Annotated in this window: 13 protein-coding genes; 7 read left to right on the top strand and 6 right to left on the bottom strand. The window is 44.0% G+C overall.

Annotated elements, in window-relative coordinates; genetic code table 11:
- Positions 1-367 precede the first annotated feature (367 nt).
- The 6 genes from QWZ04_RS21745 to QWZ04_RS21720 all read left to right on the top strand — a co-directional run bounded on the left by QWZ04_RS21745 (position 368) and on the right by QWZ04_RS21720 (position 10,686).
- Positions 368-1,510: an efflux RND transporter periplasmic adaptor subunit gene (locus QWZ04_RS21745; RefSeq protein ID WP_290330368.1), complete on the top strand. Its 1,143-nt coding sequence runs from the start codon at positions 368-370 to the stop codon at positions 1,508-1,510.
- Between the two features lie 8 nt (positions 1,511-1,518).
- The gene (locus QWZ04_RS21740; RefSeq protein WP_290330367.1) at positions 1,519-4,686 is read left to right on the top strand and encodes an efflux RND transporter permease subunit; all 3,168 of its coding nucleotides are present in this window, start codon (positions 1,519-1,521) and stop codon (positions 4,684-4,686) included.
- 334 nt (positions 4,687-5,020) lie between these two features.
- Entirely contained in the window at positions 5,021-6,835 is a 1,815-nt protein-coding gene (locus QWZ04_RS21735) for an extracellular solute-binding protein (RefSeq protein ID WP_290330366.1), read from the top strand.
- A gap of 98 nt (positions 6,836-6,933) precedes the next feature.
- Positions 6,934-8,019 (top strand): microcin C ABC transporter permease YejB, encoded by a 1,086-nt coding sequence (locus QWZ04_RS21730; RefSeq protein WP_290330365.1) that lies wholly within the window; start codon positions 6,934-6,936, stop codon positions 8,017-8,019.
- A gap of 1 nt (position 8,020) precedes the next feature.
- Complete coding sequence (locus tag QWZ04_RS21725) at positions 8,021-9,037, top strand: ABC transporter permease (RefSeq protein ID WP_290330364.1); 1,017 nt, start codon at positions 8,021-8,023, stop codon at positions 9,035-9,037.
- Positions 9,038-9,039: 2 nt separating this feature from the next.
- Complete coding sequence (locus QWZ04_RS21720; RefSeq protein WP_290330363.1) at positions 9,040-10,686, top strand: ABC transporter ATP-binding protein; 1,647 nt, start codon at positions 9,040-9,042, stop codon at positions 10,684-10,686.
- Positions 10,687-10,750: 64 nt separating this feature from the next.
- On the opposite strand, the gene QWZ04_RS21715 is transcribed toward QWZ04_RS21720, so the two are convergent.
- The 6 genes from QWZ04_RS21715 to QWZ04_RS21690 form a co-directional block, all read right to left on the bottom strand.
- A complete protein-coding gene (locus QWZ04_RS21715) occupies positions 10,751-12,316 on the bottom strand; it encodes a S8 family serine peptidase (protein ID WP_290330362.1) in 1,566 nt (521 codons plus the stop codon).
- Between the two features lie 373 nt (positions 12,317-12,689).
- The gene (gene metC, locus QWZ04_RS21710) at positions 12,690-13,892 is read right to left on the bottom strand and encodes a cystathionine beta-lyase (protein ID WP_290330361.1); all 1,203 of its coding nucleotides are present in this window, start codon (positions 13,890-13,892) and stop codon (positions 12,690-12,692) included.
- 14 nt (positions 13,893-13,906) lie between these two features.
- Positions 13,907-15,142 carry a dicarboxylate/amino acid:cation symporter gene (locus QWZ04_RS21705; protein WP_290330360.1) on the bottom strand — a complete coding sequence of 412 codons (1,236 nt, stop codon included), beginning with the start codon at positions 15,140-15,142 and terminating at the stop codon, positions 13,907-13,909.
- An 82-nt stretch (positions 15,143-15,224) separates the two neighbouring features.
- On the bottom strand, positions 15,225-15,605 hold the full coding sequence (locus QWZ04_RS21700; RefSeq protein ID WP_290330359.1) for a Rid family detoxifying hydrolase: 381 nt from the start codon (positions 15,603-15,605) through the stop codon (positions 15,225-15,227).
- 9 nt (positions 15,606-15,614) lie between these two features.
- Positions 15,615-16,262, bottom strand: coding sequence for a helix-turn-helix transcriptional regulator (locus tag QWZ04_RS21695; RefSeq protein WP_290330358.1), 648 nt, complete (start codon positions 16,260-16,262; stop codon positions 15,615-15,617).
- A gap of 260 nt (positions 16,263-16,522) precedes the next feature.
- The gene (locus QWZ04_RS21690) at positions 16,523-17,410 is read right to left on the bottom strand and encodes a LysR family transcriptional regulator (protein ID WP_290330357.1); all 888 of its coding nucleotides are present in this window, start codon (positions 17,408-17,410) and stop codon (positions 16,523-16,525) included.
- 192 nt (positions 17,411-17,602) lie between these two features.
- Here QWZ04_RS21690 and QWZ04_RS21685 point away from each other — a divergent pair, with 192 nt between their 5' ends.
- The gene (locus tag QWZ04_RS21685; RefSeq protein ID WP_290330356.1) at positions 17,603-17,983 is read left to right on the top strand and encodes a MaoP family protein; all 381 of its coding nucleotides are present in this window, start codon (positions 17,603-17,605) and stop codon (positions 17,981-17,983) included.
- The last annotated feature ends 164 nt before the right edge of the window (positions 17,984-18,147 follow it).

Genomic DNA, 18,147 nt, shown 5'->3' with positions numbered 1-18,147 from the left:
TCTATAAGACACTTAAGACAACCCAGATTACACCTCCAGGACATTCTCGGACAGAATCAAAGCTTCACATGGTGTAACATGTCCAACATCCATTGGTGAAATTAGCCAACCATTGGCGTTAGTCGCAAACTTACTCGACAACCCATAAAAATAATATTTATAACCTACTAATAGTATTGGTTTTTTAGTTGGCCTAACTTTTGCGATTGCTTTGTGTATAGTTGCAATAAATCTTTCATCCAAGAGCTGTGGCTATGACATGGTATATAGTTAGCTACTCTGTATACATTACACACAAAACAGAATTTTTCGAATAATGATGACGTCGCTTCGCCGATTTAGGCGAAATTTGATACTAGGGATATGTATGTTTAAAAAAATCATCAAATGGCTATTGCCTATTTTGATTGTACTGGCTTCTTATGCGGGCTACACCGCAATACAACACTCAGCTCCAGAAGATGAGGCTGCGCCGCCTATTGCTACCGCACCTACTGTTGAAACACAGTCTATTTTAGCAACTGACCATCAAGTCATGATATCAAGCTTTGGCGAGCTAACACCGCTTGAAGCAACGCAGCTGTCTGCGCAAGTGTCTGGCGAAGTTACCAGCTGGCATCCTAACTTTGTGGCCGGTGGCGTGGTTAAACGTGGCGAAGTTTTATTCACATTAGAGCAAGACAATTACGAAGCCGCCGTCTTACAAGCAGAAGCACAATTGGCAAAAGCACAAGCTAGCTTGATTGAAGAAAAAGCCAAAGCAGAAGTCGCGAAGCGCCAAGCGAAAAAACTCAGCGACAAGCAAGTGACCGACCTATACCTGCGTAAGCCTCAAGTCTTGAGCGCTAAAGCAGAAGTGAAATCGGCGCAAGCTGGCCTTAAACGTGCACGTCGTGATTTAGACAACTGCAAGGTTATTGCCCCATACGATGCTTTAGTCGTCGAGAGAAAAATCGGCGTCGGTCAATACGTCCCTGCTGGTACTCAAGTTGCCACTATCAATAACATCGAAGCGGGTGAAGTGATTTTACCTATTGCTGGGTTTGATAGTGCGTTTCTTCCAGGAGTACTTGAAGGGACGCCCGCCAATATCATTTCAAACGGCGTTGTTACCATTGAGCGTAAAGGACAGATTGCACGTGACCTTGGTATTGTCGACAGCAGCACCCGCATGATCAACTTGGTTGTTCGTATTCAAGATCCGTACGGCGTGGCAAGTAACCAACCAGCCTTAAAGTTCGGTTCGTATGTGCAAGTGCATTTTGCAGGTAAAAAACTTAAACACATTTACCGTCTTCCGCAAGAAATGGTCAATAACCGCACCGTATGGGTGGTTGGCCCAGACAATAAAATGCTAGCACGCACCGTGAACGTACTGCGTGAAGAAAACCAATTGTTCTTAATTGACCAAGGCTTAAATGAAGGCGACCAACTTGTCACCACCGTGCCAGAGTACCCACAGGTGGGTATGGACGTCATTGTCGCCAATGCTGAACAAGACAAAGAGTAAGGAAGCCCATGTCTGAACTCAATTCAAACGAGCCAGAGCAAACCATCTCTCGCCACCCAATACCAAAACAAACGGGTCTGATTGCCTATTTTGCTAATAACTCTGTGGCCGCGAACCTATTGATGATCTTTATTCTCATCATGGGCACCGCTACCTATTTCTTTATTCAGAAGCAAATGTTTCCGAATATCGAGATCAATTACATAACGATAGACGCAACCTATTCAGGCGCTTCGCCCCTGGAAATCGAAGAAAGCATCTTAATTAAAATCGAAGATGCTATTAAAGACGTAACAGAAATTAAAAAGACCGTCACCAGAGCCTCTCGCGGTAGCGGTTCTCTACAATTAGAAATCGATCCGAAAAAAGATCTGTCGAAAGTACTCGATAAGGTCAAACAGCGGGTAGATGGCATCTCCTCTTTCCCGGGGGCGATGGAGCCGATTAACGTCAGTCAGGTAGAGTTTCAGCAAGAAGTGATTTCTATGGTGTTGTCTGCAGACAAGCCACTGTCAGAAATCAAACCGCTGGCGAAAACCATCGAAGACGAATTGCGCTTGCTAAGTAATGTTGACTTAGTCGAGCGTTACTCACCGTTAGATGAGATTGCCATCGAGATCCACCCTGATACATTAAGGAAATACGACCTAACACTGAGTAGTGTCAGCCAGTCTATTGCCAACTATTCTGCTAACTACTCAGCAGGCATGGTGCGTACTAACACAGGCCAGATTTCAGTTCGAATCGAAAACCAATATTACAGCGGTGATGAGTTCCGACGCATTCCGGTGAAAATTGGCAATCACGGTGAACAGGTTCTGCTGCAAGACATTGCAACTATTAAAGACGAGTTTGTTGAGGGCGATCTTTACTTCAAGTATTCAGGTGAAAACGCAACCTACCTGTCGGTGAAAGCAACCAAAGACCAGAACATGGTACCCGTTGCTAAAACCGTGAATGCTTACATCGAAGCAAGAAACAAAACTTTGCCTCAAGGGTACGAGTTACATAGCTTGGTTGATATGACCTACTACCTCAATGCTCGCCTCGATATGATGCTGAAAAACCTACTGCAAGGGGCCATTTTGGTGGCATTACTGCTCAGCCTGTTTTTGCGCGTTAAACTCGCAATGTGGGTAATGGTCGGTCTTCCTGTATGTTTCCTTGGTGCATTAATGATGATGCCTATTTTCGGAATCAGCATTAATATCATCTCGCTATTCGCCTTTATCATGGTGCTGGGGATCGTGGTTGATGATGCCATTGTGATGGGAGAAAGTGCCTATACGGAAATAGAAAAACACGGCGGCGGCGTTGATGTCGTAGTCAGCGGCGTGAAAAAAGTCGCAACACCAGCTACCTTTGGCGTGCTAACCACCATTGCCGTATTTGCGCCATTCATCATGTCTACGGGGCCGGAACGTGCGTTCTTCTTAGGCATCGCGGTTGTGGTTATCTTATGTTTGGTATTTAGCTTAATTGAATCCAAGTTAATTTTGCCTGCTCACTTGGCACACACACACTTCACGCCGATTAAAAAAGGCAGCTGGCGAGATCGTTTCAATACGCGCTTTTTCGGTTTTGTGAACGGCCCGTATAAAGACTTTGTAGAATGGTGTACTAAGTGGCGTTGGTCAGTATTTGCGACCTTTATTGCGTTGCTGGTGATCAGTGCGGCGTTGGTTACGTCCAGCTATGTACGCATTGTACCTAGCCCGAAAGTGCCACACGACTTCCCAGCCGTAAGCATCACCATGAACGACACGGTATCAGACGAACAAACCATTGCCGCGTTAAAAACCATCGAACAGATTATTTATCAAGTAGACGAAGCCACCATTGCCGAATTCGGTAAAGGCATGGTGAAGTCAACCATGTCGATGACCCGCAGCCGCACCAAAGGTCAGATCATCGTTCCTCTGGTTGATGAAGAACATAGACCTTTCACCACCTTTGAGTTATCTCGTCGCTGGCGTGAACAAATGCCGACCATTGCGGGTATGAAATCGTTCACCATTGCCGATGATGTTAACGGCGGTGAGGGTGGCGATGAGTTTGGTTACCTACTGTATGGCCCAGACATCGAGACCTTGAACAAAGCAGGTCGCTTCTTCATTTCGCAACTTCAAAACCAAAAAGGGCTATACGATATTAGCTCCTCTATTGATACCGCCAGTAAGGAAGTGTTGTTGAGCCTAACCCCTGTTGCTTATGATTTAGGTTTAGATCTCTCCACCATAGCCAAACAAGTGGGTGGCAGTTTCTACGGTGGTGAAGCGCAACGTATTCTGCGTAACGGTGAAGAAGTTAAGGTGATGGTTCGTTACCCGAAACTAACACGTGAAGCATTTTCTTCTCTTCGCTATGCGCTGATCACCACACCAACAGGCAAAAAGGTCATGCTTGGCGATGTGGTTGAGATTACCCAAAAACCGGGCATCAGCAACATTCGACGAGAGAAAGGCTACCGAACGGTTTACATATACGGATCCATCGATGAAGAACAAGTCGAGCCAAACGCCGTAGTGAGTGATATTCAAGAAAAACTATTACCTGAACTATTAGAAGCCTTCCCACAAGTTAAAACCGAACTTGGCGGCGCGATTGAAGAACAACAAGCACAACAAAACCAGCAAATCCTGTTCTTCTTAGCGGGCATGATCATTGTTTATATGCTGCTAGCGATTCCATTGAAAAGCTACAGCCAACCTTTGATCATCATGTCGGTTATTCCGTTTAGTTTAACCGGAGCCATTTGGGGCCATTTTTGGTTCGATTTAGAGCTCAGCATGATGTCGACCTTCGGTTTGATTGCCGCAGCAGGCGTGGTGATCAACGACTCCTTGGTCATGACAGATTACGTTAACCAAGCAAGAGCCCGTGGTGTGGCAATCAAAGAAGCCGTGATTGAAGCAGGTTGTGCGCGTTTTCGTGCTATCACTCTAACTTCTATTACCACATTTGCCGGTGTATTACCAATCATGTTCGAAACCAGCTTACAAGCTCGTTTTGTTACGCCAATGGCTGTCGCGTTAGGCTTTGCGGTATTATTTGCCACCCTGCTTACCTTGGTGTTGGTACCATGTTTGTACCTGATTTTGGAAGACATTAAAGTGCCGTTTCGTAAAATCAAAAACAAGATAGCGAGCAGAAAGAAACAAGCTGCTGCGGTATAACTAACCACACCATTTAAAAAAGATAGCGGCGTTTTAAAACAACAAAACAAAGGGCCTCCACACATTGGAGGCCCTTTTTTATTCTGCCGTTGCCATTACGTACAGATGTTACCCATCCTATCTGGTTTCGCTATCACTCCCTTACATATCCACAAAGGAAATCATCGTTTAACATTTAATAATGATGAGCTATATATCGAAGAAAGTATGATTCAATTTATCGACCAATACGTCAATAAATCCGTTTACCTGCTTTATTTCACAGATTGAGCTTCTATAATGAAAACAATCACTTTATGCTAATTTAGTGAAGAATCGAATTAAGGAGAAATCGATGCTGAAGAAATGGACCATTGCTTTTGCGCTCACATTACAATGCAGCACAGGGGTTGCAGCCAACGTTATAGATACCGATCGTATTGTCGGTTTTGGTGATGCAAAGTACCCTAGCGGGTTTACTCATTTTGATTTCGTCAAGGCGGATGCCCCAAAAGGCGGCAGTGTTACCTATGGCACCATAGGTACATTTGACAACTTTAACCGCTATGCTTCTCGTGGTAACCCTGGCTCTGGCGTTGGAAAAATCAACGACCCGCTGTTTTATACATCTCCCGATGACATTGACGTGTCTTACGCACTAATAGCAAAAATCGTTCGCTACTCCGACGACTTCACATGGCTTGAAGTTGATCTCAACCAAAACGCCAAGTTTCATGATGGTGTGCCAATATTAGCGAAAGATGTGGAATTTACATTTGCTAAATTCATGGCAGAAGGCGTGCCGCAATTTAAGACCTATTACAAAGACGTAAAATCCGTCAAAGCTACCAGCGAACGAACTGTTCGGGTTGATATGACGACACCTAACCGAGAAAAACTGCTCGCCGTTCTACGTAATATTCCTATTCTACCGGAACACTTTTGGAAAGATAAAAGCCTAGCCGACCCGCTAAGCCAGCCTCCCCTTGGTAGCGGGCCTTATGTGGTCTCCAATTTCAAATCAGGCCAGAGCATCACCTATTCACGCGTAGAGGACTATTGGGCAAAAGATCTGCCCGTGAACGTTGGCCGCAACAACTTCGACACCGTCACCTACGACTACTATCGCGACGACACAGTGATGTTAGAAGCCTTTAAAGCCGGTGAGTTTGATATCCGCCAAGAAGGCGTTGCCAAATTTTGGGCTACTGCCTACAACGGCGTGAATTTCGACAAAGGCTACATCAAGAAAGAAGAAATCGACCACTCCATTCCTCAGTCGATGCAAGGCTTCGTATTTAATATCCAACGTCCAATATTCAACGACCCGAAAGTACGTGAAGCGCTGACTTACGCGCTCGATTTTGAGTGGATGAACAAAAACATGTTCTATGGGCAATACACGCGTACTCAAAGCTATTTCCAGAACTCAGACTATCAGGCAAGTGATTTGCCAAGCTCTGAGGAAGTGAAATGGCTAGCGCCAATCAAAGACCAAATCCCACCACGAGTATATACCCAAGCCTATCAAGCACCCGTTGCCGATGGTTCAGGCCGTATTCGTAAACAAATGCGCACTGCTTTTAAACTCTTGAAAGACGCGGGATGGGAGCTTAAAAACAAAGTCATGACCAATGTCGAAACCGGCGAAGTCATGAGCTTTGAATTACTGATTTACAGCCCAACCACTGAACGATTTGCCATTCCAGTGCAGAAAAACCTTAAGCAAATGGGCATTGAGATGAAGATCCGAACCATTGATACCACTCAGTATCTAAAACGTTACCAAGACCGCGATTACGACATGGTGTTTGCGTCAATCACCTCCGATAAATACCCAAGTACCAGCCTACAAATTGTTTGGAACAGCCGCTACATCGACAGCACATATAATCGCCCTGGAGTTCAAGATCCTGCGGTTGATTATTTGACGGATAAAATTGCAGAAAACCAAGAAAATCCAGAGGCATTACTGCACTTGGGTAAAGCGTTAGATCGCGTACTGATTTGGAATTTCTACGCTATCCCTGCGTGGCATAACAGCCAATACCGTGTCGCAAGCTGGGACAAGTTTTCACGCCCTGAGCACCGCCCTACTTATGATCTTGGTTTAGACACTTGGTGGGTCGATACGGAAAAAGCCAGCAAGCTGCCAGAAAACAGACGCTAACCGCTATTTATTGGTAATTGGCGCAGTCGCTATTTTGCAAAATCGGTATCTTAAAAACAAATAGCCTGCGTCAGCACAACAAGGTAACCCCCTAATACATGACTGCTTATATAATTCGGCGTTTATTGCTCGTTATCCCCACCTTATGGGCCATCATCACCATTAACTTTTTTGTCATTCAAATTGCACCCGGCGGGCCAGTTGAACAAGCAATGGCTCAAATGCAAGGTTTTGAATCTGGCATCATGGAGCGTTTTACCGGTGGCGGAAAAGAGCTTGCAAGTGATATAGACGTAGAAGCAACGTCGGACTACCGAGGCGCTCGTGGGTTAGACCCTGAAGTTATTGAAGCCATCAAAGTACAATTTGGTTTTGATAAGCCTATTCACGTTCGTTACTTTGACATGCTGAAGAACTACGCCACCTTTAACTTTGGCGAAAGCTTGTTTAAAGACGGCAACGTGATTGATTTGATCAAGGAACGGCTTCCTGTCTCCATCTCTTTGGGGCTGTGGAGCACGCTCATCATCTATTTGATTTCCATTCCTCTTGGGGTGATGAAAGCGATCCATCATGGTTCCAAATTTGATATTTGGAGCAGTGCATTCATCATCGTGGGTTATGCCATTCCTGGCTTCTTGTTCGCCATTGTGTTGATCATTTTGTTTGCCAGCGGTAACTACTTCAACTGGTTCCCACTACGTGGGTTAGTCTCTTCCAATTTTGAACAATTAAGCTTTTTCGAGCAGGTCCTTGATTACTTCTGGCACTTAGCCTTGCCTATATTTGCCATGGTGATTGGCGGGTTTGCCACACTCAGCATGCTGACCAAAAACTCGTTTCTTGATGAAATTAACAAGCAATACGTGGTGACCGCAAGGGCCAAAGGCTTGGATGAAAACAGCATCTTATACAAACACGTTTTCCGTAATGCCATGCTGATCATCATTGCGGGGTTCCCCAGTGCCTTCATCAGTATTTTCTTCACAGGCTCCATGCTCATCGAAGTCATGTTTTCATTAGAAGGTATTGGGTTGCTCGGTTTCGAGTCGACCATTCAACGTGATTACCCTGTGGTGTTTAGCTCCTTGTATATCATGACGTTACTGGGTCTTATTCTCAGTATTATTTCCGATTTGACCTACTCTTGGGTCGACCCACGCATTGATTTCGAGGCGCGTTAATATGAATCCATTGGTTGCAGTAAGATGGCAACGATTTAAAGCGAACAAGCGTGGATACTGGTCATTATGGCTGTTTTCAATCCTCTTCATATTAAGTATGTTTGCAGAGCTTATCGCCAACGACAAACCCTTATTGGTCAGTTACCAAAGTCAGTGGTATTACCCGGTTGCCTTTGAATATGCAGAAACGCAATTTGGCGGTGAATTTGAAGCAGAAGCCGACTACACCGACCCTTATGTGATTGAATTAATAGAAGAAGATGGTTATATCGTATGGCCTTTGGTGCCTTTTAGCTACGACACCATCAATTACAATCTCACTCAGCCTGCGCCCTCACCGCCGGATGACGTTAACTATTTAGGCACTGACGACAGAGGCCGTGATGTATTAGCCCGAATCATTTACGGCTTTCGTATTTCGGTGTTGTTTGGTTTTGCGTTAACCATCATCTCTAGCATTATTGGCGTGGTGGTGGGTTCAACTCAAGGCTACTATGGCGGAAAAATAGACCTCATTGGTCAACGTTTCATTGAAGTATGGTCTGGAATGCCGACTCTGTTTTTGCTCATCATTTTATCAAGCTTTGTCGAGCCTAACTTTTGGTGGTTATTGGGCATCATGGTGCTATTTAGTTGGATGGGGCTTGTGGGAGTGGTTAGGGCCGAGTTTCTTCGCTGTCGTAATTTCGATTACGTGCGGGCGGCGCATGCACTAGGGGTAGACGACAAACGCATTATTCTACGCCATATGCTCCCTAACGCCATGGTGGCCACATTGACAATGATCCCGTTTATATTGTCTGGCTCTGTTACCACCCTCACCTCGCTTGATTTTCTTGGTTTTGGCTTGCCCGCAGGCTCGCCATCTTTAGGTGAATTACTGGCGCAGGGAAAAGCCAATTTACAAGCGCCTTGGTTAGGTATTTCTACCTTTGTTGTTCTCTCTATCATGCTTAGTTTACTGGTATTTGTCGGTGAAGCTGTTCGTGATGCATTCGACCCCCACCAGCAGAGGTAAGCATGAGCGATACTCTTCCTAGCACTCAATCAACAGAGACTAAATCACCAGAGGCAGCGCTGCTTAGCATTCAAAATCTGTCGGTAGGATTTGGCCGAACAAACGATGTCGAAGTGATCACTCACGCGGTCAACTTAAACATCAAAAAAGGCGAAACCTTAGCGCTAGTAGGCGAAAGTGGTTCGGGCAAATCGGTTACCGCTAATGCCATCATGCGCTTGCTACCAAAAGGCGCAACTCACTATTTGTCTGGGCGTATCTTATTTGATGGCTTGGATTTATTGCAGTGCAGCGAACGTCAGTTACGTGGCATTCGTGGCGGCCGAATTGGCATGATTTTCCAAGAGCCGATGGTGTCTCTTAATCCGCTGCATAAGGTTGGCCGTCAACTTGTCGAAATTTTAGAAATACACAGAGGAACACGAGCAACCAAAGCGAAAGCGCTCGCCCTAGAATGGTTAAAGAAAGTTGGCATTCGACATCCAGAGCAAAAGGTAAACGCGTACCCTCATGAGCTTTCTGGCGGTGAAAGGCAACGTGTGATGATCGCCATTGCGCTGATCAATGAACCCGAACTCTTAATCGCCGACGAACCGACCACGGCGCTGGATGTGTCCGTTCAGGCGCAGATCCTCGATTTACTTAAAGATCTACAAAAAGAGCTGGGCATGGCGATGCTTTTCATTACCCACGACCTCAGTATTGTTCGTCAAATTGCCGATAACGTCGCCGTAATGAAAAACGGCGATTTGGTTGAAACCGGGATCTGTAAAGAAGTCTTCAACGACCCTCAGCACCCCTACACCCGCCAACTAATTGAATCCGATCCGAAAGGCGAACCCGTTCCTACCAAAGATGACAGCAAGACTTTAATCGAAACCCAAGATCTTAAAGTCTGGTTCCCCATTACCGGAGGCATTTTCAAAAAGGTGGTATCCCATGTCAAAGCCGTCACCGATGTGAATTTCAGCCTGCCTAAAGGGCAAACCATTGGCTTAGTCGGCGAGAGTGGCTCGGGTAAATCGACCACTGGAATGGCCATTTTAAGATTACTCAACAGTAACGGTGGCATTCACTTTGATGGCCAAGCCATTAATGGTTTTGATCGAGCCGCAATGTTGCCTTTAAGAAGACGCATGCAGGTGGTATTTCAAGACCCGTTTTCGGCATTAAACCCAAGAATGTCAGTGGCGCAGATCATTGGTGAGGGCTTAAAAGTTCACGAGAAACTCACCGAAGTAGAACAAGACAGAGCCATTTGTGAAGCCATGGAAGAAGTGGGATTAGATACCGACACTCGTTTTCGCTACCCGAATGAATTTTCTGGTGGGCAACGTCAGCGTATTGCCATTGCCCGTGCGCTCATCTTAAAGCCTGAATTCATTTTGCTCGATGAACCCACCTCGTCATTAGACAGAACCGTGCAAGCGCAGGTGTTGGATCTACTTAAAGATCTACAAATCAAATATGGGCTCACTTACTTATTTATCAGCCACGATTTAAATGTCGTGAAATCTCTGTGTCATTACACTCTGGTGCTACGAGAAGGCAAAGTCATTGAACAAGGCAACACCAAGCAACTGTTTGACAACCCTCAACACGAATATACACAAACCTTGGTCGAGCTTTCTAAAGTAGGCCAGAACTAACGACTAGTATCAAAAAACGGTTACCCATTTTGGTAACCGTTTATCCTGTCTGCACATCAATCAGTTACTGATTTTTCTGCCATGGCCCCCATAGGTCGGTACCTGGCTCCTCATTTACATTCCACCATTTAGCGGTGTAAGCTGAGCCATTATGAGTGACTTTCTCTCCTTTGGAATAGACTTCGCTGGCGTTCCATTGGTCCAGAGTTGGCGTCGGAATTTCGCCACTGTTTAATAAGTTGATTGCCGCTGTAGCGTCAGCTAAACCCGAGCCACAACCAATGCATTGATTGGGGTTAGGAAATGCACGAGATGACTGCTTAATGATACTCTCAACTTTGTCTGGTGTGATGGTAGGATCAGCTTGATACAACAATGCAGCGAGGCCGGCGACATGAGGGGCAGCCATACTCGTCCCTTGATAATATCCGTAACCTTGAGTTGTCGGCTGCTTTTCACCAGTATTAATGGTAGACAAAATGGCCTCAGTTTTACCAGCACTGGTGTATTCTCCCCCTGGAGCGGCAACATCAATGGCCGCGCCAAAATTTGAATAATATGAACGGCTACCAACCTTATTAACCGCTGCTACGGTTATCACATTGGAACAACTAGCTGGGGTAAAATTATTGGCATCTCGATTGCTGTTTCCCGCTGCAACAACGACAGTCGCACCATTTGAGCGTGCCAAATCGATGGCATTTTGTGTTGTACGAGAACAGCGACCTTCGCCCCCCAACGACATATTAATGACCTGAGCTGGATTTCGATTCTGATCCGCCCCAGAAACTCGGCCACCCGATGCCCAAATGATCCCGTCGGCAATATCAGAGGTATAGCCTCCACATCGACCTAACACACGTACCGGTACAACTTTCGCGTCGTATGCCACACCTGCGATACCTTGATTGTTGTTTGCTACTGCTGCAATCGTACCTGCAACGTGGGTACCGTGCCATGAGGAGCTGCGTGCCCGAGTATTTTGACGACATTCATTTTGCAAGGTCCAATCACCTGGGTCACTCGCATCGCTGTCTCGCCCATCGCCATCATTACCCATTTTTGGTTCCGTGATGAAATCCCAGCCAGGTAACATATTGGGTTCCAGATCATCGTGTTTGACATAGCCAGTATCGACTACTGCAACAACGACACTTTTACCCGTATTACTCGGCCAAACGGAGGTGACATTCATTCCAGCATCATTATTACCCACACCCCATAATTCACTCATACGGGGATCATTCGGTGTCGTTAATGGGTGCATCAATAGATCTGGCTCAGCATACTCAACGGCAGGGTCATTCTCTATCCCGCTTAAGACTAAGTTCAATTCGTCGCTATTTTTCCAGCTTTCAAGTTCAAAGACTTCCTCACCCGTTGATAGCGTTCGCACATACTTTGTTTCGCTACCCACCGCTGAGCTTAATACTGTAGCGGTATCGACTCTTCTAAAGTCCAAATCATCGATTCCAAATAACCGAAACTTGACTGGTTTATATTTGATAATCACCCGGTTAGTTTCAATCACGGTTTGATCGTTTTTCTCAATTTGATTCGCCAAAGCACTACCACTGGTAAAAGCCATCGCGATACCCATGCACAATAACGAGCATTGAATATGTTTCATTGTATATTCCTTATTTTTATCGTTTTACCTACTGACGTTGTGTTTATTGATTTCTCTGTTGCTCACTAAACAGGCAATCTTTATATCCTGAGCAATCAATATGGCGCTTGTATCATATGGTATTTTGAATCACACCATCCATATTGATTGCTGTGATCAATTACTCTTTTACCCAATCAATAAAACATCAGTTGCATATTAGTTGTGATGACACTGCATATTTTATAAATGACGTGTACGTTAAATAGAATTGAACAAAGTAAGGAAGTGAATTGAGAAGGACGGATGACACAGATACAAAAATGCCTCCATATTAGGAGGCACTTTAGTTGAGATATTTTTTAGAATTCTTACATTCTAATCAATCGCTAATTTATTCGTTCGACGAGTTTGCTATGCGGTTGAAACCTTCTTCCAAATCAGCAATCAGCTCATCGACACCTTCTAAACCAATGTGCACACGCACTAGGGTTCCAGCAAAGTCTACGCCACCCGCAGGACGAATCGCGTCTAGCTCTTCTGGTTGATTTGCCAAAACCAATGACTCGTAACCGCCCCACGAATACGCCATGCTGAAGTGGTGGAAGTTATCCAAGTAATTCGCCAATTGCTCATCTGACAAACGCTCTTTTAAAATAAAGGAGAACAAGCCATTACAGCCGTTAAAGTCTCGCACGTAGAACTCATGACCTTTACAACTTGGTAATGCTGGATGATTCACTCGCTCTACTTCTGGACGTTCGCTTAACCACTGGGCAATTTTAATGCTGCTTTCGTGATGTTGTTTTAGTCTTACACCCATAGTGCGTAAACCACGAGCGGCAACATAAGCGGTATCAGCATCAACCATCTGGCCCATCAAGTAAGAGCGCTCTCTTAAGCGTGCCCAACAACGTTCATTGGCAACCGCGGTGCCTAACATGGCATCAGAGTGGCCAACAATGTACTTAGTACCGGCTTGAATCGAGATATCGATGTCGTGCTCTAGTGCTTTGAATAAGATCCCTGCGGCCCACGTGTTATCGATCATGATGATGATTTCTGAATTGACGGCACGCACCGCTTTCACCATTGACGGTATGTCCTGAACTTCCATGGTGACTGAGCTTGGAGACTCTAAGAACACCACTTTGGTATTCGGTTTCACAAGCTTACCAATATCAGCACCGATGAGTGGATCGTAGTAGTCAGTTGAAACGTTCATATCTTTAAGAATGATGTTACAAAAATCTTGTGACGGCTCGTAAGCCGCGCCAGTCATCAATACATGGTCGCCAGACTCAACAAAAGACAAGATAGCATTTGAAACCGCAGCGGCTCCGCATGGGTATAGTGCACAGCCTGCGCCACCTTCAAGTTCAACCATCGCTTCTTGTAGCGAGAAATGAGTCAACGTACCACGACGTCCGTAGAATAACTCACCGTTAGCGCGATTCGCTGTTGCAAATTTCTTCGCTTTAACAGAATCAAAAACCAAAGACGACGCACGCTGAATAACCGTATTTACTGAACCCTGACCGAATTTTCTAGAGCGACCAGCGGTGACAAGTTGTGTATCAAATTTTTCAATAGACATAATATTTCTCTTAATTAGGCTTCTTGCAATTGAGCGTCAGATTGGGTTTCAACCTTCTCACTTTTACCGACAAAACGTTCTACAATTTGAGTCGCGTTTAAGTCATGGATTACGTTAATCAATGTTGCTGGTGCATCTGTAATAGCACCGATGACGACTAGCATTGGAATAGCTTCAATTGGCAACCCTAGCGAGGTGACGATAAAGATTTCACCAAGGAATGCACCACCCGGCACACCGCCAACGATGATGGCAGACAAGACTGAAATCAAAATGGTAATGAAGAACACTTCAGGGGTGAATTCCAAGCCAAGCACAGAGTAAATGAAGACAATTTTAAGCGCAGCAATCATGGCAACGCCGCCCTTGTTCAAATTCACTAGTAGAGGTAAACAGATATCTGCGATGTCTTCTTTAATACCCATTTTCTTAGCAGCACGGATGTTCACCGGTAAGGTACCAAGTGAAGAACATGTACCTAATGCGGTAGCCGATGGCTCTAACGCATTCTGCCAGAAAGCACGTACCGCCTTATGACCACCGCCAATCCACGAGTAAACCGTTGAACCAAGCACAAAGTAGATGATAGATGCCGCAAAGAACAAACCAATAGCACGAGCGAACGTAACCAAAAGCTCAGGATCTTGACTTGCCATTGTAGAAGCAAAGTAAGCACCTAAACCAACCGGCGCGCCGACCATAATAATCGCCACAATTTTCATGATCACAACGTTAAGGCTATTTAGTAGTTCGGCGATTTTTTTACCATTCTCACCAGACTGACCAATAGCAATACCAGAAATTACCGACATAATAATCAGAGCCAATATATTCGACTTGGATAATAGTCCGGAGAAATCATTAGTCGTCACCATACTAACAAAGTCCATTCCTGATGCGTCAGCAGAGAAGTCTTTACTTAATTCAATCGTCACTCCTTGTGCTGGGTCGAATATAGAAGCAAGGCCAATAATTCCGACAGCAGGAATAACCGCCATTGCAATTGAAACAACCAAAATAACGCCTAGTATTTTACCCAGCTTTTTTAAGTCGGTCATGCTAGCGATTGAAGACATTACACTAACACTAACCAGTGGCACAATTATCATAAATAATAGATTTAAGAATATTTGACCAAACGGTTTAAGTTTCATTGCAAAATCTGGCATGTATATACCAATTAATCCACCAACAACAAGAGCTGCAAGTAAAATAATTGATGATTTGTAGGGTTCAAGTTTTTTCCACATTGTATAGATCCTCATGGATTGGTTTATTACCAATTTAAATAGAGAAGAACTGAGTCGTTAATAAATCTTGTATAACGTTATTTTAAAGAGCAACAATTGCTTCAATTTCAACCAACGCACCTAACGGTAACGCTTCCACTGAAAAGCAAGATCGTGCCGGTTTATGTTCGCCGAAAAAATCACTGTAAACCGCGTTAACTGCGGCAAAGTCTGCAATGTTATTGAGTAAAATGGTCGTTTTAGCAACGCTTGTTTTATCCAAATCACTGTCTTTTAATATTGCGTGTAGATTAGCCAAAGATTGGCGAGCCTGATCGGCGACATCTTGCGAATCAATAACCATAGATTCGGGGTTAAGAGGTAACTGCCCCGAGATGTAACCTGTATCATTAACAACGGCCATGTGGCAGTAACATCCCACAGCTTTTGGGGCTGCGTCTGCAAATTTAGTCTGAACTTTCATTTATTTACCTTACTTCAAATATCGGTATAAAGTTTGTTCAGAAATACCCATCATCCTTGATACTTTTTGTACATTTCCTTTTATTGTAAATATTCCTGACTTATCTATTGTTTTAACAAAAATATTTTTTTCATCTAGAGTCAATCGAGACAAATCCGTCATGCTCAGTGAATCCATTGTTTTTACAATTATGTTATTGCTTACATCCTCTATAGAGTTAAAAAACGTCTCGTCTCTTTCCTCAATGTCACAATTAGGAACGAGCGTTTTTATTGCACTCAATGCATTATTAATTTGACTATCATCAATATTTAAGCAAAGCATATACTTTGCAACATTGTCATAGGAGAAGATGAACGTTGACGATCTTAATTCAACACCATCGTGTACCTTACTTTTATAATTAATTACGTAAGGTTCTTCGTTTCCAAGTTGAATACTTTTAATTTTCTTAAGTGCTAAGTCTGTTGCCGGAGAACCTACTCCGCGTCCAGTAATATGACCATTTTCAATTGCGATAACTGATTTAGATACGTCTGTTAAATCATGGATAACTATTTCACAATTTTGACCAATAACTCCAACAATAAACTTGGCAAGCACACTAAGGTCTATTTCTACTTTCACTGAACCTTGCCCTCTTGATTTGATAGCCATTATATTTTTACTGGGAAATTAAAATGTGATCAGTGATAGATAATTCTCACGATAATAAGTTTTTACCATGATAATTTATCCGCATCATCATGAGTAAATTTCATGATAATTATTTTTGCATGAAATATTTACACTTAATTGATCTTGGTCAATTGACAAAGAATCCAGTATGTATTGAGCGCCAGATGCTTTTAAAAATGCAAAAAAAACGCCACTAGAATGAGTGGCGTTTAGTCTGTCTATTTGTATTCTGTTTGTCACTAATTTGGCTGTTCTCCAGCTTGTTGTAACAAAAAGGCCGTCGAGGGCTCAATGTTGTTCACCAGAGTTTCTACCTGAGTAATGGCTTCTAATGATGTGCTATTTTTACGATACGTTAAGTACAGAGGCCTTGCCCACTCTTCAACACCTTCTACTTTAAAAAGCTGCTCAGAAGCCAAAAACGGTTCAACTAAAGAAATAGGCAAATAAGCACTGCCTCCTTTCTCCAAGATAAAATCCAAAGCGATGCGTCCCGTTGAGGTTCTCATATAAGGCGCAGGGATCTGCGGGTGCCGTTCGGCATGTTCACTGGAGAACTGCGTGCCCCAATCAATGTAGACGTATTTATCTTGAAACACATCCTGTAGATTTTTGTGCTCTGTAGAAACCAAAACCAGCACTATCTCAGACACATTCGTGTTGACGAATTCATCTGACTTAATGGGATCAAACGAAAATGCGATATCGAGCGTGCGTTCAAGTAAATTTCGGTTCAGTTGGTCGCGGCTTAGCGCCTCGGCTATAAACCCGTAACCAGAAAATGCATCCGTCACTATGCTCAAGCAGTTTTGTAAATACGCATCCCAAATATTTGGCGTACCCCCAATAGTCAACTGCAGGGCTTTATTGCTTTCTAGCGACAATTCAAACCTCGCCTGCTGCAAAGTATTCACCATGACTTCAGCATAGCCAATCAAACGTTCACCTGATGAGGTCAAGCGAATGTTGTTACGGTTACGCACAAACAAAGTGGTATCGAAGAAGCTTTCTAACTGTTTTATACGCGCACTCACCGCCGCCTGCGTAATGTAGAGATTTTCAGCAGCTCGACCAAAGTGCTTTACTTTTGCCACCTCAAGAAAGGTGCGAAATACTTTTACATCCATTGGTGCATTCTCTTTTTAGGCCGTCATTTAGGCGCGCGTGTCGTGCACCCATTCTATGCTTTAACATCATGGAGAATAACGAACAATATTTGTAATGACGACAAATATTTTTTGTTTTCTATTTTCTGGTTTTACGACTATTTTTCCATTGAGCACGGGGCTCTTTAGCTAATTTTGTCAGTTGAGGTAAATATGACAGAAGCTTTATTTCGTCACGGTAAAAAGCGGTTTCACGATAATGTTAAATTTCCACGAGGTTTTGCAAAATCCGGAGATTTCACGCTATCAGAAGAAAACCTGTTGGTTACTTATGGAGACACCATGCTTTCTTTGGAGATTGGGGTCATCGCTCCGGATAACATCGAAGAAAGACACTTTATTAAGGTTTTATCTCAACCGAACAAAGCGAAAACCAAATTGGAACAGGTTTGGCTAAAGTACATCCGCCTTGCTCGTGGTCGACGTAATTTTCACACACTAAACGGACGTAGCAAACACAGTAACATCGGCAGCAATGATGATTTCAACCCAGATGCAGGCATCGAAGCTGATGATCATAGTATGGCCATGTAACCTCAACTTCCTTTAGCGAACACCTTACTTACTCCTACTCAGCGGTCATTTGGCCGCTTTTTTGTTGCCGTTTCACATCAGAGCGCCCCTATTTTTCTCGTATTAAATTCCCATTTGTCAGAATGCACAACACTCGTTCAATTTGACATTTTAAATGAGAAACT

Origin of the sequence: Vibrio tapetis subsp. quintayensis (assembly GCF_030409945.1) — a bacterium.
Classification (GTDB): Bacteria; Pseudomonadota; Gammaproteobacteria; order Enterobacterales; family Vibrionaceae; genus Vibrio; species Vibrio quintayensis.
This window is presented reverse-complemented; position numbering and strand designations above follow the sequence as displayed.